Source organism: Enterobacter sp. SES19 (genome assembly GCF_011765665.1).
GTDB lineage: Bacteria > Pseudomonadota > Gammaproteobacteria > Enterobacterales > Enterobacteriaceae > Enterobacter > Enterobacter pseudoroggenkampii.
On sequence record NZ_CP050320.1, the window covers coordinates 4063431 to 4088737 of the forward strand.

Below are 25307 nucleotides of genomic sequence, written 5' to 3' on the forward strand. Positions count from 1 at the left end.
CCCTCTCCCCAAGGGAGAGGGAGAACAGATCCAGGCCCGGTAAGCGCTAGCGCCACCGGGCTTTGTTGTTTTTAGCTGCTTTTCTTCCCCGGCTTTAACCCGCGATGGAGCTCATTGATGCGCTTCATTGACTTAATGGTGCGCTGCGGCTCGGTGGAGGCGACGGATAAAATGATCATCTCCAGACACAGCAGCACCGTGCCGTGGAGCGGGATTTTGCCCTTTTCGCCGCCGCGCGGAACGTGGATCACCACGCTGGCCTCCTTACTGAAACGCGAATCAAGGGCGTTGGTCAGCAGGATGGTGGGAATGCCCAGACGTTTTGCTTCACGCAGGGTGGTTTGCCCCTCCCGGTGCGCGGATTTCTGCGCCATCATTACCAGCACGTCGCCGCGCTGAAGCGCAATCAGCTGTTCGGCAAGCCCGATCCCGGTACGGTTAAGCGGCGTGGCGGGTAACCCCATACGGCTGAAAAGCCTGGCTGTGTACTCGGCCAGAATGCCGGATGCACCAATGCCAAATATGGCGACCTGCCTCGCCTGCGCCAGCAGAGAGACCGCCTGCGCCATCGCGTAGCGGTTGTGGGGCTCGGATAACACCTCGCAGGTGTGCTGATGCCCCTCAAGCACGAAATCAATGCTCGCGTTAACGTCGCTGGCGAGCGTGTTCACCGTGGTGGACATCTTTTCGCTGGAGGTGACCACTGGGCCAAACCACTGCTCCAGCGTCTGCTTGAGATCGCGCAGCCCGGCGAACCCCAGCGCCTGAATGGCGCGGACTACCGTGGCGTCCGAGGTTTTCAATACGGCGGCAATCTCCATGGCGGTCTGCTCCATCACCGCCTCGCGGTTGTCATGGATATAGCGTGCGACCTGCAGCAGACGCGGCGTCAGCTGATGCGCCCGCGAGCGGAATCGCTCACCGTAAACATCGACTCTTCGGATCACCGTGACGCCTCCGGCAGCGGACGCCCGGCAATCTGCGACTGCACCTGCGCGGCCATCAGCCCTAATGACGCGAACGAATTCGAGATCGCCTCTTCACGCGAGATCAGCACGTAGCGCCCGGTTCGGCAGGCATTCAGGAACTGACACCAGCCCGGCATGACCGCATCCATCGCCGCCAGCTCGTCCTGCGGTTTACCGCCCGTATCCCCGCGCCAGGTGGCGAAGACGAAATCGGCATCCAGCTCCGGCAGGCGCTCGGCGCTGACGTCAATCCGCCCCCCTTCCGGAATAGACTCAATCAGCGGCGGGAATTTGAATCCGGCGTCACGCAGCACGCGGCCCAGCGAGTGGTAGCTGTGCATGGCGTTGATTTTCCCCTGATTAGCCTGGATCACGGACACGGTCACCTTGCTGGTATCAATTGTCGCCTTCAGCGCCTTAATCTGCTCCTGATAGCGCCGTTCCAGAACCTTGAGCCGCGCCTGCGTTCCCGTCAGCTGAGCCAGCTTGCGGTAGATCTCCGGCGCGCCGCCGTCGAGATGATCGATGCTTACCGTCGGGGCAATTTTTTCCAGCTGTTCCACCGGGGTGTTGCGGGTCGGCTCGGTAACGATCAGGTCAGGCTTTGCGGCGGCGATGGCTTCGATGTCGATATCGGCCGTGCCGATAAATTTGATATCGGAATTATCGAAGTCGACGCCGGTCAGCATGCCGCTGGAGCGCAGAAAGTGGCTGCCGTCCGGCCGCGTGCGGCCATGGCTCGCCACCGGCGGCACGCCAAGCTCAATCAGCGGAATGGTGATATCCAGATCGTGTAATGAAACAATCCGCTTCGGATGAACCGGCACAGCGACCTTGCGTCCCAAATCGTCGGTAAATACCTGCGTCGGCTCCGCCGCGCTCACCGCGAACCCCACCAGCAACAGCATCGAAAACAGTATGCGCATCATAGTCCCCTAAAATCTGTCCCGACGCTGCCAGAGCAGCAGCAGGAAAAACGGTCCGCCAATCAATGAAATTACAATCCCCGCCGGCAGCTGCAGCGGGAGGAATGCCAGACGTCCGACGTTATCCGCCAGCAGCACCAGCAGCGCGCCCAGCACGGCGCTTCCCGTCAGGAGCGCGGTTTGCCCACCGCGCAGCAGCAGGCGCGCCATGTGCGGAGCAATCAGCCCCACGAAGCCAATACTGCCCACGCAGGAGACGCAGGCCGCCGTCAGCACCACCGGGGCGAGAACCCGCAGCAGCGCCAGCCGGGTTGTGCGCACGCCAAGACCTGCGGCGGCCTGATTGCCAAGCAACGCCACGTCCGCGGCCCGCGCGGTAAACAGCAGCAGCGCAAACGCGGGAGCCGTCCAGAGCGCGGCCAGCCCTACCAGCGTCCAGTTGGCCGCGTGCAGGCTTCCCGCCAGCCACAGCATCGCCGTCTGCACGTCGCGCACGTCGGCGGTGGTGATAAAGACGCCCATTGCCGCGGCAAACGCCCATGACACGCCGATACCGATCAGGATGAACCGCGGACGCGAGATATCGCGCGCCAGGGCGATGACCAGCAGCGCGGTGAGCAGCCCGCCGGCCATGCCGACCAGCGGACGCCAGGCCAGGCCCAGCGCCGGGAACTGAAAAATCAGCAGCAGTACCGCCGCGCTACAGCCCTCCTTCACGCCGATAAGCCCGGGGTCAGCCAGACCGTTGCGGGTGATGGACTGCATTGTCGCCCCTGCCATGCCGAGCATGGCGCCGCACAGTATCGCCATCAGCAGGCGCGGCAGGCGGATGTCCATCACGACGTAGCGCGTCTCGGCCGTCAGACTTTCAGGCGAAAAAAGCGCGCGCCCGATGGCAGAGGCGGGAATGGGTAGAGAACCGTGCGTCAGGCCAAAGCCCAGCAGACTTAGCGCCGCCAGCGCGAAAAGCGACAGGTACGCCAGCGCCTTCGGACGAACCAGCGCCGACAGGTAGCCAACGCGGATCGCGCGGAGTCCGGCCCGGTTCATTTGAACATCCTCGACGCCATAAAGATGAACACGGGTGCGCCGACCAGGGCCGTCATGATGCCGGTTGCCAGCTCCCAGGGGGTAAACAGCGTGCGGGCAGCGATATCCGCCAGCAGCAACGCCAGCGCGCCGCACAGGGCCGACAGCGGCACCATCACGCGCAAATCGACCGACACCAGACGGCGGATGAGCTGCGGCACCACAAGGCCGATAAAGCCAATCGGCCCGGCGACAGAGACGGCCGCGCCGCAGAGCAGCGCGATGGCCAGCAGGGCGAGCAGGCGGGTTTTCAGCAGCGACACGCCAAGCCCCTGCGCCATCCGGTCTCCCAGCGCCAGCATGTTGAGCGAGGGCGACAGCCCGATAGCGAGAACAAAACCGGCGGATGCCGCCCACAGGGCGCTCTGGAGCGTCTGCGCATTGACTCCGGCGATATCACCCGCCAGCCAGGTGCGCATGGCGAGCAGCGTCTGTTCATCGAGGATTAACACCGCGGCGGTAATCGACGAGGCAAACGCCGACATCGCCACGCCGCACAGCGTGACCTTCATCGGAGTAAGTCCGGTGCGACCGGACGAGGAAAACATCAGCACCAGCAGAAACAGCGCGGCGGCACCGGCGGCGGCAATCAGCGGGCGACCAAACGGCAGCGACAGCCCAAGCGCGCTGGTAATCACCACCGCCAGCGCAGCCCCGGCGTTGAGTCCCAGAATATGCGGCTCGCCGAGCGGGTTGCGGATCACGGACTGCAGCAGCACGCCCGCCACGCCGAGCGCGGCGCCCGTCACCATCGCGGCGCAGAGGCGCAGCAGTCGTAGTCTGATGATGACGTTATGGTCGAAATTGCGCGGTTCGAAATGGAAGAATGCCTCCACCACCGTTCGGGGAGAAATAAACCGCGCCCCGATGCCAAGATGCACAATCGCGCCCAGCGCCAGCAGCAATGTAAAAATCAGGAAGGCCAGAGAGGAGCGCATCATGGTTGAACAGCGCCCTGCCGAAACGGCATAAAGAACGGCTTGCCGGTCAACGGGTTTAGGGACATATGCACGTCCACATCAAACACCGCTTTGATCAGCTCCGGCGTGCAGGCATCGCCCTCATGCAATACGCCCTCAACTTTTCCCTGGCGTAAAAAGACCAGCGAATCGCCGTAGTTCACGGCGAAGTTGAGATCGTGCAGCACCACCACCACCGTACGCCCGTGCTGGCGGGTCAGGGCGTGCAGCAGCTCCAGGATCTCCACCTGGTAGCGGAGATCGAGATACGTCGTCGGCTCGTCAAGCAGGATATACGGCGTTTGCTGCGCCAGCGCCATGGCGATCCAGCAGCGCTGACGCTGGCCGCCGGACAAGCTTTCCACCGGCATATGGGCAAACTCTGCCGTGCCGGTCAGGCGCAGGGCCTCTTCCACCGCCAGTTCGTCCTCGTCGCTCCACTGGCGCATAACGTTTTGCCAGGGAAAGCGCCCGCGCGAGACCAGTTCAAAAACGGTTAACCCTTCCGGCAGCAGCGGAGACTGCGGGAGAATGCCAAGCTGACGGGCGACCGCTTTGGTGGGCTGCTCATGAATGGCTTTACCGTCCAGCAGCGCGGTTCCCCCCAGCGGCTGCAGCAGCCGCGCGATAGTGCTCAACAGCGTGGATTTCCCACAGCCGTTCGCCCCTACCAGCACCGTCATTTTCTGCTGCGGGATGGCAAGGGAGATATCATCAACGATGATTTTTTTCTGATAGCCCGCAGAGAGGTTCTCCAGAACCAGACCCGGTTTGTGTGTGTTGTGAGCCACGTGAACGCCAACGTAATGAAAAACCAACAAATAAAAATAAAACTCATTCTCTTTTGAGAGTTTGACGCTGCGCCATGTAGTAGTCAAGCGAAGAAACACCCTGAATAAATCAGGGGTAACCCAGAGTAAAGATGAACGCATTAAGGTTTATAAAAACATTAATTTCAATAAGTTAATTAACATCCCTCTGCGCTTATCCGCACGTTTAAACGCTGTAGTCGATTTTTTCTTTTTTCCATTTACTACTACATTCCCGCATGGTTGAATGATTCTCAATTACATGTCCGATGCCACTTCCGGCTAACGGACAGACCGTAAAGGGCAATGACTCACACAGTTTGCCGCGAACGCATTCGCGGTATATTTCGGGATAACAGATGTAATGGCTACGTTCACACCTTCACTCTCTGGGGTAAAAGGGCGCGCGCTCTTTTCACTGCTGTTTATGGCGCCGCTGGTGCAGGCAGCAGACACCACCGCGGCTAAAGACGGCGAAACGCTTACCGTCACCGCCGATCCAAATACTGCCGCGGAAGCCACCAACGGCTACCAGCCGCTGAATACCTCCACCGCGACGTTAACCAACATGCCGATGCTGGATATCCCGCAGGTGGTGAATACCGTCAGCGATAAAGTGCTGGAGGATCAGCACGCCACCACGCTGGACGAAGCGCTCTATAACGTCAGCAACGTGGTGCAGACCAACACCCTGGGCGGCACGCAGGATGCCTTTGTGCGCCGCGGGTTTGGCGCGAACCGCGACGGGTCAATCATGACCAACGGTCTGCGCACCGTCCTGCCGCGCAGCTTCAATGCCGCAACGGAGCGCGTGGAGGTGCTGAAAGGCCCGGCCTCGACCCTGTACGGCATTCTCGACCCGGGCGGCCTGATCAACGTCGTCACCAAACGCCCGGAGAAAACCTTCGGCGGCTCGATTTCTGCCACCTCTTCCAGCTTTGGCGGCGGCACCGGACAGGTCGATGTGACAGGCCCGATTGACGGCACGCGCCTGGCGTATCGCCTCACGGGCGAATATCAGGACGAGGATTACTGGCGTAATTTCGGCACCGAACGCAGCACCTTTATCGCTCCGTCGCTCACCTGGTTTGGCGACGATGCCACCGTGACCGTGCTCTATTCGCATCGTGACTATAAGACGCCGTTCGATCGCGGAACGATCTTCGATCTCAACACTAAAAAGGCCGTCGATGTCGATCGCAAAACCCGCTTTGACGAGCCGTTTAACATCACCGACGGCCAGTCCGACCTCGCTCAGCTCAACGCGGAATATCGCCTCAACAGCCAGTGGACCGCGAAGTTTGACTACAGCTACAGCCAGGACAAATACAGCGATAACCAGGCCCGCGTGATGGCCTACGATTCAAAAACCGGCAACCTGACCCGCCGCGTGGATGCGACCCAGGGCTCGACCCAGCGCATGCACAGCACCCGTGCGGATCTGCAGGGGAATGTCGATATTGCGGGCTTTTACAATGAGATCCTGACCGGCGTGTCGTATGAGAATTACGATCTGCTGCGCACAGATATGATGCGCTGTAAAAACGTGAAGGATTTCAATATCTATCACCCGACGTATGGCAATCTCGGCAAATGCACCACCGTGTCGGCGTCCGACAGCGACCAGACGCTCAAGCAGGAAAGCTACTCTGCGTACGCGCAGGATGCCCTGTACCTGACCGATAAGTGGATCGCCGTCGCCGGGATGCGCTATCAGTATTACACCCAGTACGCGGGCAAAGGCCGCCCGTTCAACGTCAACACCGACAGCCGTGACGAACAGTGGACGCCGAAGCTGGGGCTGGTCTATAAGCTCACGCCAGCGGTCTCGCTGTTTGCCAACTACTCGCAGACGTTTATGCCGCAGTCGTCCATTGCGAGCTACATCGGCGACCTGCCGCCGGAAACGTCGAATGCTTACGAAGTGGGCGCAAAGTTCGACCTGTTCGACGGGGTTACCGCCAATATCGCGCTGTTTGATATTCATAAACGCAACGTGCTGTACAACGAAAGCGTGGGGGGTGAAACCATCGCCAAAACGGCGGGCCGCGTGCGCTCCCAGGGCGTGGAGGTGGATCTTGCCGGATCGCTGACCGAGAACACCAATATCATCGCCAGCTATGGCTATACCGACGCGAAGGTGCTGGAAGACCCGGACTATGCGGGAAAACCGCTGCCGAACGTGCCGCGCCATACCGGCTCCCTGTTCCTGACCTACGACATTCATAATGCGTTTGCCGGGAATACCCTGACGCTGGGCGGCGGCGGGCACGGCGTGAGTCGTCGTTCCGCAACCAACGGTGCGGATTACTATCTGCCGGGCTATTTCGTGGCGGATGCGTTTGCGGCGTATAAGATGAAGCTGCAGTATCCGGTGACGCTGCAGGTGAACGTGAAGAACCTGTTTGATAAGACTTACTACACCTCATCTATCGCAACCAACAATCTGGGTAACCAGATTGGCGACCCGCGCGAAGTGCAGCTGACGGTGAAGATGGAGTTTTGACGTAAAAAAGCCCGGTGGCGCTAACGCTTACCGGGCCTACGATCCATTCCCTCTCCCTGTGGGAGAGGGTTAGGGTGAGGGCATCAGGCCTCAATATCCGCCATATCGCCTTTCTCCTGTAGCCAGTTACGTCGGTCTTCCGAACGTTTCTTGGCAAGGAGCATATCCATCATAGCGTTGGTCTGCTGTTCGTCTTCGTCGCTGATCGTCAGCTGCACCAGGCGGCGCGTGTTCGGATCCAGCGTGGTTTCGCGCAGCTGCATCGGGTTCATCTCGCCCAGCCCTTTAAAGCGCTGCACGTTAGGCTTGCCCTTCTTACGCTTCAGCTGTTCCAGCACGCCCGCTTTCTCTTCTTCCGTCAGCGCGTAGTAAACCTCTTTGCCGAGGTCGATACGGTAGAGCGGCGGCAGCGCCACGTGGACGTGACCGTTTTTCACCAGCGTGCGGAAGTGCTTCACAAACAGCGCGCACAGCAGCGTGGCGATGTGCAGACCATCGGAGTCCGCATCCGCGAGGATACAGATCTTGCCGTAGCGCAGCTGGCTCAGATCGTCGCTGTCCGGATCGATGCCGATCGCCACCGAGATATCGTGGACTTCCTGCGAGGCCAGCACTTCATCAGACGAGACCTCCCAGGTGTTCAGGATCTTACCCTTGAGCGGCATGATCGCCTGATATTCACGATCGCGCGCCTGCTTGGCCGATCCACCCGCCGAGTCCCCTTCCACGAGGAACAGCTCGGTACGGTTGAGATCCTGCGCGGTACAGTCTGCCAGCTTGCCCGGCAGCGCAGGGCCGCTGGTCAGCTTTTTACGCACCACTTTCTTGGCGGCGCGCAGACGACGCTGGGCGCTGGAAATGGCCATTTCCGCCAGCATTTCTGCCGCCTGCACGTTCTGGTTCAGCCACAGGGTAAACGCATCTTTCACCACGCCGGAAACGAACGCCGCGCACTGGCGTGACGACAGGCGCTCTTTGGTCTGACCGGCAAACTGCGGATCCTGCATCTTCACGGAGAGCACGTAGGCACAGCGATCCCAGATATCTTCCGCCGACAGCTTCACGCCGCGCGGCAGGATGTTACGGTATTCGCAGAATTCGCGCATCGCGTCCAGCAGCCCCTGACGCAGGCCGTTGACGTGGGTACCGCCCAGCATGGTCGGGATCAGGTTAACGTAGCTTTCGGTCAGCAGCTCGCCGCCTTCCGGTAGCCACAGCAGCGCCCAGTCCACCGCTTCGGTATCGCCGGTGAAATTGCCGACGAACGGTTTTTCCGGCAGCGTCGGCAGGCCGTTTACCGCTTCGCACAGATAGTCATTAAGGCCATCTTCGTAACGCCAGGTCTGCTCGGTGTTGTTGACGTTGTCCTTAAACGTGATTTCCACGCCCGGACACAGCACCGCTTTGGCTTTCAGCAGGTGCGTCAGGCGGGAAACGGAAAAGCGCGGGCTGTCGAAGAAGCTTTCGTCAGGCCAGAAGTGAACGCTGGTGCCGGTGTTGCGTTTGCCGCACGTCCCGACAACCTGCAGATCCTGCACCTTCTCGCCGTTCTCAAACGCGATGTTGTACACCTGACCGTCGCGACGGACGTTTACTTCCACGCGTTTTGATAGGGCGTTGACGACGGAAATCCCCACGCCGTGCAGGCCGCCGGAGAACTGGTAGTTTTTGTTGGAGAACTTGCCGCCCGCATGCAGACGACAGAGGATCAGCTCAACGGCCGGGACGCCCTCTTCCGGGTGGATATCCACCGGCATGCCGCGCCCGTCGTCAATGACTTCCAGCGACTGATCGGCGTGCAGGATGACGTCAACGCGTTTGGCATGGCCCGCCAGCGCTTCGTCCACACTGTTATCAATAACTTCCTGGCCCAGATGGTTTGGGCGCGTCGTATCGGTGTACATCCCCGGGCGGCGGCGAACCGGCTCAAGCCCGGTGAGGACCTCAATGGCATCAGCGTTATAGGTTTGCGTCATGATTTAAACTAGCAATTCGCATTGATTGTCAGTGGCTGTGCAGTCCAAGAAAATCGACAATCTGGGTGAAATGATTCTCAAAGCCCGTGAAAGCATGGTTTCCGCCCTCTTCTATAGTCTGGCGGCAGGAGGCGTAATACGCCACTGCCTGGCGGTAATCCAGCACTTCATCTCCCGTCTGCTGGAGCAGCCAGATGAGATCCGGCGCCTCGAGCGGGTCGACCTGCATAACTTTGAGATCGTAAATATGGCGTGACTCTAGCACATATTGCTGGCCCGTGTAGGGGTTCTCGTTTTCGCCAAGAAAGTCCCGCAGCAGCTCAAATGGCCGAACCGCCGGATTAACCACAACGGCGGGCAGCATAAAGCATTGCGAGAGCCAGGTGGCGTAATACCCGCCCAGGGATGAACCGACCACACCAAAGGTTTCGCCGCCGTGCGCAAGCACAATGGATTCCAGCATCTCCGCGGCCTCTGCCGGGTAAGGCGGCAGCTGAGGGATAATCATCTCAACGTCGGGGTGATGCTCGCTCAGCCACTGGCGAAACTGTGTCGCTTTTGCGGAGCGTGGCGAGCTGTTGAATCCGTGCAGATAAAGGAGCGTAGACATCAATAGCCTTCTGAAGCGGTATCCGGGCGGAATTTTGCACCGGTCAAACGGCAGACTTCCGTGGTCAGCGTGCCGTCGGCATGCAGTTCCAGCCAGCGCCAGCCTGGCGCGATGGTATCCAGCGTAAAGTTGGCGCAGTGCGGCTTAAACTGAACGCAGGTCGACGGCGTCGCCAGCATGCGGCGCCCGTTCCAGTCGAGATCCTGTTCCTGGTGAATATGCCCACACAGCAGATTTTTCACCCGCGGGAACTTCGCCAGCACGCGATCCAGCGCCGCGGAGTTGCGCAGGCTGTGCTGATCGAGCCAGCTGCAGCCCGCCGGCAGAGGGTGATGATGAAGCAACAGCAGCGTATGACGTTCAGGTTCAGCAGCCAGTTTGGTCTCAAGCCAGTCGAGCTGAAACTCGCTTAATTCACCGTGCGGGACGCCAAACACCTGACTGTCCAGCAGCAGGATCTGCCACTGTTCACCCGCAAAAACACATTTCGCCGGAGAAATACCCGCATCCTGAAGAGAACTGTACATGGCGGGCTGGAAATCGTGGTTGCCTGGCAGCCAGACGCAAGGCACGCTAAAGCTCGCGATGCCTTCAGCAAAATGCTGGTAGGCCGCGGAAGATTGGTCCTGCGCCAGATCGCCCGTTGCGACAATCAGATCGCATGCACGGTTTTCAGCGTGAATGGCGCTCAGTACCGCCTGATAACTCTCCCAGGTGTTCACCCCCAGCAGCGTTTCATGCTTTTCGGCAAAAAGGTGGGTATCGGTGATTTGTAATATCCTGACTGGCGCCCCACCAGCAACAGTCAGGTTCAACAGGCTTTCCAAATGGTGTCCTTAGGTAGGTTTATGACGCTAACAAACCGGAATCGCCATTGCTCCATGTGCTAAACAATATCTTAGCCAGTCGGCTAAAAACTGGTTAATTTGATGCTTTTCGTCGCGTTGATGCAACTTTTTATTCGGGTAATCATACCGCGCCTTGAAGCGAAAGATCTGCTGGCTTGAACACACTTCAGCGACCATCGCGTCGTGATAGAGACGTACCGTCATCGACGGCAGGCTCCAGTAGCTAATGCTGGGTGCCGTTTGCTCAATCTCCACCAGCGTAGTGTAGCGCGTTGATTCTGTTATCGTTAATCGATACTGCGCGTTGCTCACCTGATAGCTTACCGTTTCGCCGGGTGCGTCGTTTTTCGGCAGCAGGCGGCGCAATTGTGCGAAATTGGTTTCGCACAGGCGCATCATTTCTGGGAAGTCAGGCGTATAGCGCTTCATTTTTTCCACTCGTTTCGTAATGTCTGATAATGCAGCTGTAGCCATTGCAGGGCGATGACAGATGCTGCGTTGTCGATTTTCCCCTCTTCTACCCACTGGTAAGCCTGTTCCCGGCTTACCACATGAACCCGAATATCTTCGTTTTCATCAGCCAGACCGTGAATGCCTTCTGCGGTCGTGGCGTCCACTTCGCCCACCATTATGGATAAGCGTTCGCTGGTGCCTCCCGGGCTTGCCAGATAGCTCAGCACCGGTTTTGTGCGGCCGACCACCAGCCCCGCCTCTTCCAGCGCCTCGCGCCGGGCGACGTCCTCGACCGACTCGCCTTCTTCGATCATCCCGGCCACCATCTCCAGCAGCCACGGGCTCTCACTGACGTCATAAGCGGCGATGCGGATCTGCTCCACCAGCACAACTTCGTCACGCACTGGGTCAAAGGGTAGCAAGACTGCCGCATGCCCGCGCTCAAAAATTTCGCGTCTGATTTCGCCGCTCATTTCCCCGTTAAACAGGCGATGCCTGAAACGGTAAAGATCCATTGAAAAAAAACCGCTATAAAGCGTTTCTCGTGCAATAATTTCTACATCGTTTTTGGCGAAAGTCACGGGCAACTTATCTGGTTTTTGCATGAGTCGAGTCCTGGTAGCAATGGTGATGAAATTGTGAATTTCAAGGCTGTTTGGCTGCCGTTTGTAAGGCTATATGGTAGATTGGTGCAAATTACCGCCAGATGGCACGTAACGCCAACCTTTTGGTATGGAAGATTCTGTTAGAATCGGCAATTATTTTTTAATTAGATCAGCGCTAATACTGCTTCACAACAAGGAATGCAAATGAAGAAATTGCTCCCCATCCTTATCGGCCTGAGCCTGACGGGCTTCAGTGCAATGAGCCAGGCGGAAAACCTGTTACAGGTCTACCAGCAGGCACGTCTGGGCAACCCTGATTTACGTAAATCAGCGGCCGATCGTGATGCTGCGTTTGAAAAGATTAACGAAGCGCGTAGCCCCTTGCTGCCACAGTTAGGGTTAGGTGCAGATTATACCTACAGCAACGGTTTCCGCGACGCTAACGGCGTAAACTCCAATGCTACCAGCGCCTCACTGCAATTAACACAGACGCTGTTTGATATGTCCAAATGGCGTGCCCTGACCCTGCAGGAAAAAAGCGCAGGCATCCAGGATGTGACCTATCAGACCGACCAGCAGACGCTGATCCTGAACACGGCCACGGCGTACTTCAACGTGCTGAGCGCGATTGACGCACTCTCCTACACCGAAGCGCAGAAACAGGCGATTTACCGCCAGTTAGATCAAACTACCCAGCGCTTCAACGTGGGCCTGGTGGCGATCACCGACGTGCAGAACGCCCGTTCACAGTACGACACCGTGCTGGCCAACGAAGTGACCGCGCGTAACAACCTCGATAACGCGCTGGAATCCCTGCGTCAGGTCACCGGGAATTATTATCCTGAGCTGGCGTCTCTGAACGTCGACAGCTTCAAAACGGATAAGCCGCAGGCCGTTAACGCCCTGCTGAAAGAGGCGGAAAACCGCAACCTGACGTTGCTGCAGGCGCGTCTGAGCCAGGACCTGGCCCGCGAGCAAATTCGTCAGGCGCAGGACGGTCATCTGCCAACCCTGAGCCTGAGCGCCTCTACCGGCATCTCTGACACCACCTACAGTGGTTCTAAAACGAATGGTGCCAATTCGCAGGGTTATAATGACAGCAATATGGGCCAGAACAAGGTGGGCCTGAGCTTCTCTCTGCCGCTGTACCAGGGCGGTCAGGTCAACTCTCAGGTGAAACAGGCGCAGTACAACTTTGTTGGCGCGAGCGAGCAGCTGGAAAGCGCGCATCGTAACGTGGTGCAGACCGTACGTTCATCCTTCAACAACGTGAACGCCTCAATCAGCAGCATCAACGCCTATAAACAGGCCGTTGTGTCTGCACAGAGCTCTCTGGACGCGATGGAAGCGGGTTACTCGGTCGGTACACGTACTATCGTTGACGTGCTCGATGCGACCACCACGCTGTACAACGCGAAACAGCAGCTCTCCAGCGCGCGTTATCAGTACCTGATTAACCAGCTGAACATTAAGCAGGCTCTGGGTACGCTGAACGAGCAAGACCTGCAGATGCTGAACAGCGCACTGGGCAAGCCGGTCTCCACCTCTCCGGAGAGCGTTGCACCAGAGAATCCTGATCAGGTTGCCGCGGTTGATAACTTCAACGCTAACAGCAACACCCCTGCTGCACAGCCCGCTGCCGCACGCACCACAGCGCCTGCCAGCAAGGGCAATAATCCGTTCCGTAATTAAGCATTGCCAGATGGCGCTTCGCTTATCGGGCCTACTGAATCGTAGGCCGGGTAAGCGCAGCGCCACCCGGCGCAAAATCACATCCGAACGTAAGCCAACGTAAAGATCCCCCTGATTCCGCCCCTCTTCGCTTCATTTTCAACCACTCATCCTCTATCCTGAGCGTTATTACCACTGGGTCCTGGAAGACAAAGATGAAACGGACAAAATCTATAAATCACGCTTCGTTCCGCAAGAGCTGGAACGCGCGTCACCTCACCCCTGTTGCGCTGGCGGTCACGGCTGTCTTTATGCTGGCAGGCTGTGAGAAAAATGACGAAACGGTTTCGCTGTATCAAAACGCAGACGACTGCTCTGCCGCAACCGGCAAAGCCGCCGAGTGTAAAACGGCTTATACGAGCGCGCTGAAAGAAGCAGAACGTACCGCGCCGAAATATGCCTCACGCGAAGACTGCGTGGCGGAATTCGGTGAAGGTCAGTGCCAGCAGGCACCGGCCCAGGCCAGCACCGCACCTGAAAATCAGGCGCAGGCGCAGTCCAGCGGCAGCTTCTGGATGCCGCTGATGGCAGGCTACATGATGGGTCGCCTGATGGGCGGCGGTGCAGGCTACCAGCAGCAGCCGCTGTTTAGCTCGAAAAACCCGGCCAGTCCGGCTTACGGTCAATATACCGATGCCAGCGGTAAAGGCTACGGCGCAGCGACGCCTGGCCGCACCGTGACGGTACCGAAAACGGCAATGGCGCCGAAACCTGCGACGACCAGCACCATCACCCGCGGCGGGTTTGGTGAATCGGTGGCGAAGCAGACCAGCATGCAGCGCAGTGCGACAGGCACCTCCTCTACTCGCTCAATGGGCGGCTGATCATGGAACGAGTCAGTATCACCGAACGCCCGGACTGGCGCGAGAAAGCCACCGAGTACGGCTTTAACTTCCACACCATGTACGGCGAGCCGTACTGGTGTGAAGACGCTTACTACAAGCTCACGCTGGCCCAGGTTGAGAAGCTGGAAGAGGTGACGGCCGAGCTGCATCAGATGTGCCTGAAGGTCGTGGAAAAGGTCATCGACAGCGACGAGCTGATGGCAAAGTTCCGCATTCCGAAGCACACCTGGAGCTTTGTCCGCCAGTCGTGGAAAACGAATCAGCCTTCGCTTTACTCTCGCCTGGATCTGGCATGGGACGGCAAAGGCGAGCCTAAGCTGCTGGAAAACAACGCCGATACCCCAACGTCCCTGTACGAAGCGGCGTTCTTCCAGTGGATCTGGCTGGAAGACCAGGCCAATGCCGGAAACCTGCCGGAAGGCAGCGACCAGTTCAACAGCCTGCAGGAGAAGCTGATCGAGCGCTTCGCCGAGCTGCGCGAGCAGTTTGGCTTCAACCTGCTGCATCTTGCCTGCTGCCGCGACACGGAAGAAGACCGTGGCACGGTTCAGTATCTGCAGGACTGCGCTGCCGAAGCGGAGGTGGCGACCGAGTTCCTCTATATCGAGGATATCGGCCTGGGTGAAAAAGGTCAGTTTACGGATACGCAGGACCAGGTGATCAGCAACCTGTTCAAGCTCTACCCGTGGGAGTATATGCTGCGCGAGATGTTCTCCACCAAGCTGGAAGATGCTGGCGTGCGCTGGCTGGAACCGGCCTGGAAGAGCATTATCTCTAACAAAGCCCTGCTGCCGATGCTCTGGGAGATGTTCCCGAACCATCCGAACCTGCTGCCCGCGTATTTTGCGGAAGATAATTACCCGCAAATGGAGAAATACGTCGTTAAGCCGATCTTCTCCCGCGAAGGCGCGAACGTGTCGATTATCGAAAACGGTAAGACGCTGGAAGCGGTTGAAGGGCCGTACGGCGAAGAAGGGATGATCGTCCAGGAATTCTATCCGCTGCCGAAGTTTGGCGACAGCTATACGCTGATTGGCAGCTGGCTCATCAACGATCAACCGGCCGGAATTGGCATTCGCGAAGATCGCGCGCTGATCACGCAGGATCTGTCGCGGTTCTATCCGCATATTTTTGTGGAGTAAGACTGCGGCCTGATGCCCTCACCCCAGCCCTCTCCCACAGGGAGAGGGTGCACACACTAAAAACGGCAACCTGAAGTTGCCGTTTTGCTTTTATTACCCCACCTGCACCGACAGCATACTCAGACTCCCCATCTCAATCCCGTCGACCGGGATCGTAACCGGCTCCTGACCATCCCACGCGCCAAGCACGTACAGCAGCGGCAGGAAGTGTTCCGGCGTCGGGTTAGAGAGCGAACCGCCCTCATGATCCAGATAGTTCACCAGCGGATGCTCCTCAGCCGAACCCTGCCAGGTCAGGTTCGCTTTAACGTAGTCGTTAAAAGCGGTCGCCCATGGATATGGCGTGTTTTCACCGTGCCAGCGCGCCGTACGAAGGTTGTGCACCACGTTGCCGCTTGCCACCAGCATGATGCCTTCATCACGAAGCGTTGCCAGCTTGCGGCCCATCTCCAGATGCCAGGCGGCCGGTTTGGTGCTGTCGATGCTCAGCTGCACCATCGGGATATCCGCATCAGGATACATTTTAATCAGCACGCCCCACGAGCCGTGGTCAAAACCCCAGGCTTCTTTATCCAGCGTTACAGGGACAGGCGCCAGCAGATCCACCAGCCTTTGTGCCAGCTCAGGCGAGCCGGGGGCTGGATAGTGCGTGTCATACAGCGCCTGCGGGAAGCCGCCAAAATCATGAATGGTCTTTGGCGCTTCCATGGCGGTCACGCCCGTTCCACGGGTGAACCAGTGCGCGGATACCACCACAATCGCTTTTGGACGCGGCAACGTCTCGCCCAGGCTACGCCATGCGCGGGTATAGACGTTGTCTTCCAGAACGTTCATAGGGCTGCCGTGACCTAAAAACAGGGCTGGCATACGGGAAGAAGTCATGGTGATATCCTTACAGAAGGTGTCAATTTAATGGTGCTACATTACGCGCAATCCGGCAAAGATGAACGCAGATAAGCGTGAAGATCATCATCAGGAAATTTGAATGTAAGGAATGTGTAAAGCCGTGGTTCGCCCCTCGCTTTGCCAGAAATGAATCATTTATATTAATGAGAATCATTATCACAAGGAGTTATGCATGTCAGTCCCCTTGATCCTGACCATACTCGCGGGCGCTGCGACCTTTATCGGTGCGATCCTCGGCGTACTTGGTCAAAAGCCCTCTAACCGCGTGCTGGCCTTCTCGCTGGGCTTTGCTGCCGGGATCATGCTGCTCATCTCCCTGATGGAGATGCTGCCTGCCGCGCTGGGCACAGAAGGCATGTCTCCGCTGCTGGGTTACGGCATGTTTGTTTTTGGCCTGCTGGGGTACTTTGCCCTCGACCGGATGCTGCCGCACGCGCATCCGCAGGATTTAATGCAGAAAAACGTAACGCCCATGCCGCGGAATATTAAGCGAACGGCGGTTCTGCTGACGCTGGGCATCAGCCTGCATAACTTCCCGGAAGGGGTCGCCACCTACGTGACGGCCAGCAGCAATCTGGAAATGGGCTTTGGCATCGCGCTGGCGGTCGCCTTACACAATATTCCTGAAGGACTGGCCGTCGCCGGTCCGGTCTACGCCGCCACGGGCTCGAAACGCACCGCAGTGTTCTGGGCAGGTATTTCCGGGATGGCCGAAATCCTTGGCGGCGTGCTGGCCTGGCTGATCCTTGGTAGCCTGGTCTCCCCGGTAGTGATGGCGGCGATTATGGCAGCGGTAGCCGGGATCATGGTTGCACTTTCGGTGGATGAACTGATGCCGCTGGCGAAGGAGATAGATCCTAACAACAACCCCAGCTATGGCGTGCTGTGCGGAATGTCGGTGATGGGATTAAGCCTGGTTCTGCTGCAGACCGCAGGAATCGGGTAAAAAAACGCCGGGATATCCCGGCGTTTTTATTATCAGCTGGCTTTGCGCTCGTGCGCCTGGCGATACTCCACCAGATCTTCAATCGTGACCACCGGCATGTTGTGCAGACGCGCAAAGGTGATGCACTCCGGCGCGCGCGCCATGGTGCCGTCATCGTTGGTCAGTTCACACAGCACGCCCGCAGGTTTGAAGCCCGCCAGCGTCACCAGGTCGATGGTCGCTTCGGTGTGACCGCCGCGGGTCAGGACGCCGCCCGCCTGCGCGCGCAGTGGGAAGACGTGGCCTGGACGATGCAGATCGGATGGCTTCGCACCATCAGCAATCGCGGCACGTACGGTGGTCAGACGGTCAGCCGCAGACACACCGGTGGTCACGCCATGCGCCGCTTCAATAGTCACGGTAAAACCGGTACCAAAGGCGCTGGTGTTGTTTTCGACCATCATCGGCAGCTCGAGCTGCTTACGACGATCTTCGGTAATACACAGGCATACGATGCCGCTGCCGTGACGGATGGTCAGCGCCATCTGTTCAACGGTCATGTTTTCGGCGGCGAAAATCATGTCGCCTTCGTTTTCACGGTTTTCATCGTCAAGCACCATCACACCGCGGCCTTCGCGCAGTGCATCCAGTGCATGTTCAACACGTTGAGTTGAAGTGCCAAAAGAGGAAAGTAGCGTCTGATTCATGGTAAAAAAACCTCATTAACATTATGGTTACCAGAATCAGGGCAGTCTTAGGAGCGCCGTATAAGCGGCAAAAAGATAACGTGAGCGGGCCCATGCCCGACTGGATCGTTACTCTCTCCCATCCGGACTCTAACCGTCGGCCCCGGAATTACACCGGATCTGCTGACCTTTGAGAATTAACCCAAAGCGCTCGCGGGCTTTCAGCGTCACGCTGATTTACCGCCGGTGGGGAATTTCGCCCCGCCCTGAGAATAAGCGAGATAACTATAACGCTATTGATTATCCTGGGCAATGCATAAGCATCAAACAATTTTGTTTACCCCGGGCATGACGCGCTACAATGGACACTAACACCTTTCCATCAAGGGAAACGACAATGATTGACCCGAAAAAAATTGAGCAGATCGCGCGTCAGGTTCATGAATCTATGCCAAAAGGCATTCGTGAATTTGGTGATGACGTTGAGAAGAAAATCCGCCAGACGCTGCAGGCGCAGTTGGTTCGCCTTGATTTAGTCAGCCGTGAAGAATTTGACGTGCAGACCCAGGTTCTGCTGCGCACCCGCGAGAAGCTGGCGCTGCTGGAACAGCGTCTGACCGAGCTGGAAAACCGCAATGCGCCGGAAGAAGTGAAACCGGCACCGGCTATTCCGCCGGTGGATAACCAGGAGTAAGTGCGGCCTGATGCCCTCACCCCAGCCCTCTCCCACAGGGAGAGGGTGAAAAAAAAACGGGCCAACTGGCCCGTTTTTTTTACTGACTGTCTTTCTGGATCTTCCTGATGATGTTGGTGGTGGAACACCCGTCCTCAAAGTTGAGCACCATCACCTCGCCGCCGTTGGCCCAGACCTCTTCGCTGCCCGCGATTTGCTCCGGCTTGTAATCCCCGCCTTTCACCAGCAGGTCCGGCAGAATACCGGCAATCAGGCGCTGCGGCGTGTCTTCTTCAAACGACACCACCCAGTCCACCGCTTCCAGCGCGCCGAGCACGATCATCCGCTGCTCAAGCGGGTTCACCGGACGCGTTTCACCCTTCAGGCGTTTCGTCGACGCATCGCTGTTGACCGCCACAATCAGGCGATCGCCCAGCTTGCGCGCATTCGCCAGATAGGAGACGTGACCCGCGTGCAGGATGTCAAACACGCCGTTGGTCATCACCACTTTCTCACCGCGCTTGCGCGCGGAGGCGACGGCCACTTTAAGCTCGTCTTCGGTCATGACGCCAAAACCGGTGTCCGCACGGCCGCGCACCGCGTTTTCCAGCTCGATTGGGGAAACGGTTGAGGTACCGAGCTTACCAACGACCACACCCGCCGCGGCGTTAGCGAAGTAGCACGCCTCTTCCAGGGAGTTTCCTGCGGCCAGCGTCGCCGCCAGCACGCCGATCACCGTATCACCGGCACCGGTCACATCGTACACTTCCTGCGCCTGGGTTGGCATATGCAGCGGCGCCTTGCCCGGCTGCAACAGCGTCATCCCCTGCTCGGAGCGGGTCACCAGCAGCGCGGACAGCTCAAAGTCAGCAATGATCTTCATGCCGCGCTCAACCAGCTCTTCCTCGGTTTTGCACTTGCCCGCCACCGCCTCAAACTCGGAGAGGTTTGGCGTCAGCAGCGTCGCGCCGCGATAGCGCTCAAAGTCGGTGCCTTTCGGGTCGATCAGCACCGGCACGCTGGCTTTACGCGCCAGCTGGATCATCGTCTGCACGCTCGCCAGCGCGCCTTTCGCGTAGTCGGACAGCACCAGCGCGCCGATATTGCCCAGCGCCTGGTTAATGCGCTCGTGCAGCGGCTCGGGATCAACGCCTTCGAACCCTTCTTCAAAGTCGAGGCGGATCAGCTGCTGGTTGCGAGACAGCACGCGCAGCTTGGTGATGGTCGGGTGGGTCGGAACCGAAACGAAGTCGCACTTCACGTTCACGTCCGCCAGCGACTTACTCAGCGCGCGCGCCGCATCGTCGATGCCGGTCAAGCCCACCAGACGCGAGTGCGCGCCCAGAGAGGCAATGTTCATCGCCACGTTTGCCGCGCCGCCGGGACGCTCTTCAATGGTGTCGACCTTTACCACCGGTACCGGTGCTTCCGGAGAGATGCGGCTGGTCGGTCCATACCAGTAGCGATCCAGCATCACATCCCCAACAACCATTACCCCAGCACGTTCAAACTCTGGCAGTGTTACTTTCATTCCTGACTCCAGAAAGATTCACAATTTGCGCGCGATAATATCACACTTGATTTGTTACGCACGGTTCCACCAGCCACTTCTGCCAGCTGGCCGTTACCTGAGCGCGTTCAGCAGTGAAACAGTCCAGCGCCACGTGCCCCGGTTCCTCCTGCAGCGCCAGGTGATGAAGCTCGTCGCGCAGCGTCGTGTAGGCGCGGGTTAAGGCCTGCGCCTCCTGTTCGTGCATGATGTCGTTTTGCGCCAGCAGTTCCAGAATGCGCACGTTATCAGACCAGCGGGTCAGCTTCGGCTTGTCGTGGGCGTGGAGCAGCACCAGATACTGGGTAATGAACTCAATATCGGTGATCCCGCCCTCGTCGGCTTTGATATCAAAACGATCGCGGTGTTTATTGCCGAGATGCGCGCGCATTTTCTCGCGCATCTCGCGCACTTCGGTCTGCAGCGTACTGCCCTCGCGTGAGGTGGTCATGACGTCCTTACGGATGGCATCGAACTGCGTTTTGAGCTGCGGATCGCCATACACCACGCGGGCGCGCACCAGCGCCTGATGCTCCCACGTCCAGGCTTCATTCTTCTGGTAATCGGCGAAGGATTCCGTTGAGGTCACCAGCATGCCCGCCGCGCCGGACGGACGCAGGCGCGCATCGACTTCATACAAAATGCCCGACGAGGTGCGGGTGCTGAACAGGTGCATGATGCGCTGCGCCAGGCGCAGGTAGAACTGACGCCCGTCAATCTCGCGCTCGCCGTCGGTCATCACGTCAACCGGGCAGTCGTGCAGGAAGATTAAATCCAGATCGGAGCTGTATCCCAGCTCCCAGCCGCCAAGCTTGCCGTAACCGACCACGGCAAACCCTCGCCCCTCACGGTCAGCAAGGTGCTTCGGCTGGCCGTAGCGGGCCACCATCTGCACCCACGCCTGCTGCACTACCGCGTCGATGATCGCCTCCGCGAGCCAGGTTAAGTGATCGCTCACTTTCATCACCGGCAGCGTTCCGGCGATGTCTGCCGCCGCCACGCGCAGCATCTGGGCCTGCTTAAACTGGCGCAGCGCCTCCAGCTGCTGCTCTTCGTCTTCTTCCGGCACGCGCAGCAGATACTGACGCAGCTCGTCCCGGTAGGCATCCGTCGCCGTGGGTTGATACAGGGTGTTCGGGTCGAGCAGTTCATCCAGCAGAAGCGGATAGCGCGCCAGCTTGTTGGCCACCATCGGCGAGGCGGCGCAGAGCGTAATCAGATGCTTCAGCGCCCCCGGAAACTCGCTCAAAAGCTCAAGGTACGTGGTACGCGTGATGATCCCGCTCAGCAACGGCATCATGCGCGACAGCGGCACCGGCGCATCCGCCCGCGAGCAGACCTCGCTCAGCAGGTGCGGCATCAGGTGATCCAGCACCTGACGGCCGCGCGGGCCGATGGCGCGTTTGTTCAGCTCAAGACGGAAATCGGCGATCAGCGCCACCACGCGATGGCGCGCGTCGTCGGTTAAGTGCGTCAGCACCGGCGTGGTGTCATCTTCCTGGAGCGCATCCTGCCACAGCTCGCGCCAGTGCTCGGAGAGCGCATCGTCCTGCGATTCGCTTTCGTCATCACCGATCAGTTCGTTAAAGATGCGGCGCACGCCTGCCATATGGGCATCGAGCCGTTCGGTCAGCGTTGACCAGTCGTCCACGCGCATCCCCCAGGCCAGACGCGCCCGGTTAAGGTCATCCCCCGGCAGGGTCTGGGTCTGTTCGTCGTTGATGCTTTGCAGCAGGTTTTCCAGACGACGCAGGAACAGATAGGCCTCGCGCAAGGTTTGCGCGTCGCCGTCCGGCAGCAGGTGCAGCTGCTCGATGGCGCTCAGCGTCGGTAGCAGTGAACGGGACTGTAACGACGGCTCACGCCCGCCGCGAATCAGCTGGAAGACCTGGACGATAAATTCGATTTCGCGAATGCCGCCCGCGCCAAGCTTGATGTTGTCCTTCAGCCCACGACGGCGAACCTCACGGGCGATCATCCCTTTCATATTGCGCAGGGACTGGATGACGCTGAAGTCGATATAGCGACGGAACACGAACGGGCGCAGCATGGCGCGCAGCTCGTTGGCGTAGGCGTCGTCGCTGTCGCCCATGATCCGCGCTTTAACCATCGCATAACGCTCCCAGTCGCGCCCCTGCTCCTGGTAATAATCTTCCAGCGCGGCAAAGCTCAGCACCAGCGGGCCGCTGTCGCCAAACGGACGCAGGCGCATGTCCACACGGTAAACAAAACCGTCCTGCGTGGGCTGATCCAGCGCCTTAATCAGACGCTGACCGAGACGGGTAAAGAACTGGGCGTTGTCCAGCTCGCGACGGCCGCCGCGCGTGGAGCCGTTCTCAGGCCAGGCAAAAATCAGGTCGATATCGGAGGAGAAGTTCAGCTCGCAGCCGCCCAGCTTGCCCATCCCCAGAATCAACAGCGGCTGAGGAACCCCTTCCTCGCTGCACGGCGTGCCCCACTCTTTACAGCAGGCGGCGTAGAGCCAGTCGCGCGCGGCGACAATCAGCGTTTGCGCCAGCTCGCTTAGCTGCTGCAGCGTACTCTCTTCGCTCACCAGCTCCAGCGCCTGAGCCCAGGCAATGCGCACCATCACCCGACGGCGGAACTGACGCAGGACGCGCATCAGCGTCGTCTCATCCGCTACGTCTTCGAGTGCGGCATGCAGCCAGCCGGCATAGTGCCGCCACTCGTCCGCCTGCGGCGGTGCGTTCTCAAGCTCCATCAGCCAGTCCGGGTAGGCGGTGATGCTTTCCTGCACAAAATCACTGAAGGCGAGCACGCTTTTCGCCTGCTCGCTTAACGATGACGCCGGTAATGACTCAGGCAGACGTTCGCACACGGTCTGCCACTGCTGCTGTAACGGTGAAGAAAGCGGCATTTTAGGGGTTCCTTGCCAGAGTTAACGTTTTCCGCTGTGCAGCCAGAACGGCTCCTGCGAAATGGCCTCGTTACGGAAATGCTCAATCTCAATATGCTGGCGGGTTTCGATGGCATGCTTCAGCCCCTGCCAGTTTTCCAGCCACGCCTGCGCCTGTGGCCCGTCGTAGGCACCGGAAAGGAGCAGCATGCTGTCGATGTTGCGCGACAGACGGGGAAGCTGATCGCCATACTTATCGCCGAGCGGATAGGCAAAGGTGCTCTTCAGTTCAGCGGCATGACGGGAAAGATGAATATCCGCGAAACGCTTAAAGTTTTCCGCGATTTTGGCCTCTGCTTTCGCATCCAGGAAGGCGCGCCAGCCGCGCGTCACCAGAAACTCGGTCAGCGCCAGTTTTGCCGTGGCGGTTTGCGGGCTGTAGATCGCCGTTTGCGCCGAGACATCGGAGAGCATCAGCGTTTCGGTCTGCGTCAGCAGGTCACGTAAGTGAGCGCTCGCTTTGCGAGGAACAATACCGCCGAACAGCGCAAGGGTATGGCGCACCAGAGCAATCGCCGCCAGCACGTGGGATTTGGCGTTTTTCACATTCCGCACCCACAGCTCTTCATGGTATTGCCACTGAGAAAGCGCCAGCTCCAGCGCGGCTTCCAGACCCTGTTCAACGCTGGCTTTCGGCGCAACGTGCAAAATGGTCGTCTCTTTCAGCACGCGCGGCGCATTTCCGGCGGCCAGATGGTAACCTCGCGCGGCTTTACTCAGGCTTCCCTGACGTAATCCGGACTGGTTTACCAGCCTGCGCGCCAGCTTCAGCACGTCATTTGCGTCACCTTCCAGCAGCTCAAGCTCCAGTTCGCAAATCGGTTCATGGAACTCACCCGCCTTCACGTCCCCCAGATCGAGGGCGATTTCGATGCGGCTTTTGCCTTCCGTCACCAGCCATTTTTCGCGCCAGAAATCGGTGCTGAACAGCGGCTGTACCTGTTCCGCCAGCGTGGAAGGCAGTTCGCCTTCCGGCCAGACCTCCGCCGGGAAACGTTCCAGCTCAAGTTCTGGCTTGCTGATGTCGATATTGTATTCCGGGCGCTGATGTAAACCGCCGACCACGCGACCGGCAATTTTCATCGTCATCTCGTAGCGCCCGACCGCGCCGCGGATACGCAGCCCCATATCGTGGCGGCGCAGCCAGTTGTCTGGCGTTTCGTAATAGATATTAAGCAGCTGTACCGGTGCATGGTGTTCGCCGGAAAGCGTATGCAGATGCTGGCGGAGTGCGTCAACGCTGTCTTTTTCGACGATAAACTTTAATTCGATTTCTTGTGCCATAGCCTTGTACTTTTGCGTGCGTCACAGACGCGTCAATGAGGGCGAACTTCCTCGCCATTTGTTTGTCAGTACATAGTATTTTGCGCCAAATTGCCATGCAATGAGCAATTTGTCGGGCGTAAATGTGTAGAGTCGTGACACAGATGATTCTGATTGCTGACGAATGCTTTGCGTAGAGACACTGTTGCCACTACTATCGTTCCACTATTTATGAAAATAACGACTAATGATGCTTAAATTACGCCTGATTGGACTTACTTTACTCGCTTTTAGCGCCGCAACCGCCGTGCACGCTGAAGAAAAGCGTTACGTTTCTGACGAACTGAACACCTGGGTACGCAGTGGCCCCGGAGATAATTATCGCCTCGTGGGCACGGTAAATGCCGGCGAGGAAGTCACCCTGTTACAAACCAATGCGGACACCAACTACGGTCAGGTTCGCGACAGTACCGGTCGTACTTCCTGGATCCCGCTGAAAGAGCTGAGCACCGTGCCAAGCCTGCGCACGCGCGTGCCGGATCTGGAAAACCAGGTGAAGACCCTGACCGACAAGCTGAACAACATCGACGGCACCTGGAACCAGCGCACCGCTGAAATGCAGCAGAAAGTGGCGCAAAGCGACGGTGTGATTAACGGCCTGAAAGAAGAGAACCAGAAACTGAAAAACGAGCTGATTGTCGCGCAGAAGAAAGTGAATGCCGCCAACCTGCAGCTCGACGACAAACAGCGCACCATTATCATGCAGTGGTTTATGTATGGCGGTGGCGTGCTGGGCGTGGGTCTGGTACTGGGTCTGGTCCTGCCGCATCTGATCCCAAGCCGTAAGCGTAAAGACCGCTGGATGAACTAATTCGTCTTCTCTGCCAGACTTACGTATCATTCTGGAAAAGAGAAAACGGG

22 protein-coding genes and 1 riboswitch are annotated in these 25307 nt (G+C 58.6%); of the genes, 7 read left to right on the forward strand and 15 right to left on the reverse strand.

All coding sequences use genetic code 11. The features are described from left to right. Window positions 1–71: 71 nt before the first annotated feature. The 5 genes from GXP72_RS19310 to GXP72_RS19330 are packed head-to-tail and all read right to left on the reverse strand — an operon-like array spanning window position 72 to window position 4733. Complete coding sequence (locus tag GXP72_RS19310) at window positions 72–947, reverse strand: MurR/RpiR family transcriptional regulator (RefSeq protein ID WP_048990494.1); 876 nt, start codon at window positions 945–947, stop codon at window positions 72–74. After that, a complete protein-coding gene (locus GXP72_RS19315) occupies window positions 944–1894 on the reverse strand; it encodes an iron-siderophore ABC transporter substrate-binding protein (protein WP_208763930.1) in 951 nt (316 codons plus the stop codon). The genes GXP72_RS19310 and GXP72_RS19315 overlap by 4 nt, the downstream gene beginning before the upstream one ends. 9 nt (window positions 1895–1903) lie before the next feature. Beyond that, a complete protein-coding gene (locus tag GXP72_RS19320) occupies window positions 1904–2944 on the reverse strand; it encodes an iron ABC transporter permease (RefSeq protein WP_208763259.1) in 1041 nt (346 codons plus the stop codon). Then, the gene (locus GXP72_RS19325; RefSeq protein WP_208763260.1) at window positions 2941–3924 is read right to left on the reverse strand and encodes an iron ABC transporter permease; all 984 of its coding nucleotides are present in this window, start codon (window positions 3922–3924) and stop codon (window positions 2941–2943) included. Before GXP72_RS19325 ends, GXP72_RS19320 begins: the two co-directional genes overlap by 4 nt. Next, window positions 3921–4733, reverse strand: a complete 813-nt coding sequence (locus GXP72_RS19330; RefSeq protein ID WP_061714608.1) for an ABC transporter ATP-binding protein — start codon at window positions 4731–4733, stop codon at window positions 3921–3923. The genes GXP72_RS19325 and GXP72_RS19330 overlap by 4 nt, the downstream gene beginning before the upstream one ends. A 382-nt stretch (window positions 4734–5115) precedes the next feature. Here GXP72_RS19330 and GXP72_RS19335 point away from each other — a divergent pair, with 382 nt between their 5' ends. Continuing rightward, a complete protein-coding gene (locus GXP72_RS19335) occupies window positions 5116–7257 on the forward strand; it encodes a TonB-dependent siderophore receptor (RefSeq protein WP_208763261.1) in 2142 nt (713 codons plus the stop codon). An 83-nt stretch (window positions 7258–7340) separates the two neighbouring features. Here GXP72_RS19335 and parE read toward each other — a convergent pair whose 3' ends face one another. The 5 genes from parE to nudF are packed head-to-tail and all read right to left on the reverse strand — an operon-like array spanning window position 7341 to window position 11749. After that, complete coding sequence (gene parE, locus GXP72_RS19340) at window positions 7341–9233, reverse strand: DNA topoisomerase IV subunit B (RefSeq protein ID WP_032650257.1); 1893 nt, start codon at window positions 9231–9233, stop codon at window positions 7341–7343. 28 nt (window positions 9234–9261) lie between these two features. Further along, complete coding sequence (gene yqiA, locus GXP72_RS19345; protein ID WP_008502976.1) at window positions 9262–9843, reverse strand: esterase YqiA; 582 nt, start codon at window positions 9841–9843, stop codon at window positions 9262–9264. Next, on the reverse strand, window positions 9843–10670 hold the full coding sequence (gene cpdA, locus GXP72_RS19350; protein WP_024906493.1) for a 3',5'-cyclic-AMP phosphodiesterase: 828 nt from the start codon (window positions 10668–10670) through the stop codon (window positions 9843–9845). Before cpdA ends, yqiA begins: the two co-directional genes overlap by 1 nt. Window positions 10671–10697: 27 nt before the next feature. Further along, window positions 10698–11120: a DUF1249 family protein gene (locus GXP72_RS19355; RefSeq protein WP_014833293.1), complete on the reverse strand. Its 423-nt coding sequence runs from the start codon at window positions 11118–11120 to the stop codon at window positions 10698–10700. Next, window positions 11117–11749 carry an ADP-ribose diphosphatase gene (nudF, locus tag GXP72_RS19360; protein WP_024906492.1) on the reverse strand — a complete coding sequence of 211 codons (633 nt, stop codon included), beginning with the start codon at window positions 11747–11749 and terminating at the stop codon, window positions 11117–11119. The genes GXP72_RS19355 and nudF overlap by 4 nt, the downstream gene beginning before the upstream one ends. Window positions 11750–11953: 204 nt before the next feature. Here nudF and tolC point away from each other — a divergent pair, with 204 nt between their 5' ends. From tolC to GXP72_RS19375, 3 genes are all read left to right on the forward strand, one after another. Next, window positions 11954–13441, forward strand: coding sequence for an outer membrane channel protein TolC (tolC, locus tag GXP72_RS19365; protein ID WP_024906491.1), 1488 nt, complete (start codon window positions 11954–11956; stop codon window positions 13439–13441). A gap of 194 nt (window positions 13442–13635) precedes the next feature. Then, window positions 13636–14304, forward strand: coding sequence for a DUF1190 family protein (locus tag GXP72_RS19370; RefSeq protein ID WP_024906490.1), 669 nt, complete (start codon window positions 13636–13638; stop codon window positions 14302–14304). A gap of 2 nt (window positions 14305–14306) precedes the next feature. Beyond that, entirely contained in the window at window positions 14307–15467 is a 1161-nt protein-coding gene (locus GXP72_RS19375) for a glutathionylspermidine synthase family protein (RefSeq protein WP_208763262.1), read from the forward strand. Between the two features lie 93 nt (window positions 15468–15560). Here the strand turns inward: GXP72_RS19375 and ygiD are convergent, their stop codons facing one another. Further along, a complete protein-coding gene (ygiD, locus tag GXP72_RS19380) occupies window positions 15561–16349 on the reverse strand; it encodes a 4,5-DOPA dioxygenase extradiol (RefSeq protein ID WP_090418712.1) in 789 nt (262 codons plus the stop codon). Window positions 16350–16545: 196 nt separating this feature from the next. On the opposite strand from ygiD, the gene zupT reads away from it, so the two are divergent. Then, complete coding sequence (gene zupT, locus GXP72_RS19385; protein WP_024906487.1) at window positions 16546–17319, forward strand: zinc transporter ZupT; 774 nt, start codon at window positions 16546–16548, stop codon at window positions 17317–17319. Window positions 17320–17351: 32 nt separating this feature from the next. On the opposite strand, the gene ribB is transcribed toward zupT, so the two are convergent. Then, on the reverse strand, window positions 17352–18005 hold the full coding sequence (gene ribB, locus GXP72_RS19390; RefSeq protein WP_010435670.1) for a 3,4-dihydroxy-2-butanone-4-phosphate synthase: 654 nt from the start codon (window positions 18003–18005) through the stop codon (window positions 17352–17354). 106 nt (window positions 18006–18111) lie between these two features. Further along, window positions 18112–18262, reverse strand: a riboswitch (FMN riboswitch). A 119-nt stretch (window positions 18263–18381) separates the two neighbouring features. Here ribB and ubiK point away from each other — a divergent pair. After that, a complete protein-coding gene (ubiK, locus tag GXP72_RS19395; protein WP_008502963.1) occupies window positions 18382–18678 on the forward strand; it encodes a ubiquinone biosynthesis accessory factor UbiK in 297 nt (98 codons plus the stop codon). 79 nt (window positions 18679–18757) lie between these two features. On the opposite strand, the gene hldE is transcribed toward ubiK, so the two are convergent. Genes hldE through GXP72_RS19410 form a run of 3 tightly spaced genes read right to left on the reverse strand, consistent with a single transcriptional unit; the run spans window position 18758 to window position 24407 of the window. Next, on the reverse strand, window positions 18758–20188 hold the full coding sequence (gene hldE / locus GXP72_RS19400; RefSeq protein WP_048990517.1) for a bifunctional D-glycero-beta-D-manno-heptose-7-phosphate kinase/D-glycero-beta-D-manno-heptose 1-phosphate adenylyltransferase HldE: 1431 nt from the start codon (window positions 20186–20188) through the stop codon (window positions 18758–18760). Between the two features lie 40 nt (window positions 20189–20228). Further along, on the reverse strand, window positions 20229–23084 hold the full coding sequence (gene glnE, locus GXP72_RS19405) for a bifunctional [glutamate--ammonia ligase]-adenylyl-L-tyrosine phosphorylase/[glutamate--ammonia-ligase] adenylyltransferase (RefSeq protein ID WP_208763263.1): 2856 nt from the start codon (window positions 23082–23084) through the stop codon (window positions 20229–20231). Between the two features lie 21 nt (window positions 23085–23105). Beyond that, window positions 23106–24407, reverse strand: coding sequence for an inorganic triphosphatase (locus GXP72_RS19410; RefSeq protein WP_208763264.1), 1302 nt, complete (start codon window positions 24405–24407; stop codon window positions 23106–23108). 229 nt (window positions 24408–24636) lie between these two features. Here GXP72_RS19410 and GXP72_RS19415 point away from each other — a divergent pair, with 229 nt between their 5' ends. Then, window positions 24637–25257, forward strand: a complete 621-nt coding sequence (locus GXP72_RS19415) for a TIGR04211 family SH3 domain-containing protein (RefSeq protein ID WP_024906484.1) — start codon at window positions 24637–24639, stop codon at window positions 25255–25257. Window positions 25258–25307 lie beyond the last annotated feature (50 nt).

Bases quoted from the DNA above. Each gene is read 5' to 3' on its own strand.
- GXP72_RS19315 (WP_208763930.1), bottom strand. From the start codon at position 1,894: ATGCGCATACTGTTTTCGATGCTGTTGCTGGTGGGGTTCGCGGTGAGC.
- GXP72_RS19320 (WP_208763259.1), bottom strand. From the start codon at position 2,944: ATGAACCGGGCCGGACTCCGCGCGATCCGCGTTGGCTACCTGTCGGCG.
- GXP72_RS19325 (WP_208763260.1), bottom strand. From the start codon at position 3,924: ATGATGCGCTCCTCTCTGGCCTTCCTGATTTTTACATTGCTGCTGGCG.
- GXP72_RS19335 (WP_208763261.1), top strand. From the start codon at position 5,116: ATGGCTACGTTCACACCTTCACTCTCTGGGGTAAAAGGGCGCGCGCTC.
- parE (WP_032650257.1), bottom strand. From the start codon at position 9,233: ATGACGCAAACCTATAACGCTGATGCCATTGAGGTCCTCACCGGGCTT.
- yqiA (WP_008502976.1), bottom strand. From the start codon at position 9,843: ATGTCTACGCTCCTTTATCTGCACGGATTCAACAGCTCGCCACGCTCC.
- GXP72_RS19355 (WP_014833293.1), bottom strand. From the start codon at position 11,120: ATGAAGCGCTATACGCCTGACTTCCCAGAAATGATGCGCCTGTGCGAA.
- nudF (WP_024906492.1), bottom strand. From the start codon at position 11,749: ATGCAAAAACCAGATAAGTTGCCCGTGACTTTCGCCAAAAACGATGTA.
- tolC (WP_024906491.1), top strand. From the start codon at position 11,954: ATGAAGAAATTGCTCCCCATCCTTATCGGCCTGAGCCTGACGGGCTTC.
- GXP72_RS19370 (WP_024906490.1), top strand. From the start codon at position 13,636: ATGAAACGGACAAAATCTATAAATCACGCTTCGTTCCGCAAGAGCTGG.
- GXP72_RS19375 (WP_208763262.1), top strand. From the start codon at position 14,307: ATGGAACGAGTCAGTATCACCGAACGCCCGGACTGGCGCGAGAAAGCC.
- ygiD (WP_090418712.1), bottom strand. From the start codon at position 16,349: ATGACTTCTTCCCGTATGCCAGCCCTGTTTTTAGGTCACGGCAGCCCT.
- zupT (WP_024906487.1), top strand. From the start codon at position 16,546: ATGTCAGTCCCCTTGATCCTGACCATACTCGCGGGCGCTGCGACCTTT.
- ribB (WP_010435670.1), bottom strand. From the start codon at position 18,005: ATGAATCAGACGCTACTTTCCTCTTTTGGCACTTCAACTCAACGTGTT.
- ubiK (WP_008502963.1), top strand. From the start codon at position 18,382: ATGATTGACCCGAAAAAAATTGAGCAGATCGCGCGTCAGGTTCATGAA.
- hldE (WP_048990517.1), bottom strand. From the start codon at position 20,188: ATGAAAGTAACACTGCCAGAGTTTGAACGTGCTGGGGTAATGGTTGTT.
- glnE (WP_208763263.1), bottom strand. From the start codon at position 23,084: ATGCCGCTTTCTTCACCGTTACAGCAGCAGTGGCAGACCGTGTGCGAA.
- GXP72_RS19410 (WP_208763264.1), bottom strand. From the start codon at position 24,407: ATGGCACAAGAAATCGAATTAAAGTTTATCGTCGAAAAAGACAGCGTT.
- GXP72_RS19415 (WP_024906484.1), top strand. From the start codon at position 24,637: ATGCTTAAATTACGCCTGATTGGACTTACTTTACTCGCTTTTAGCGCC.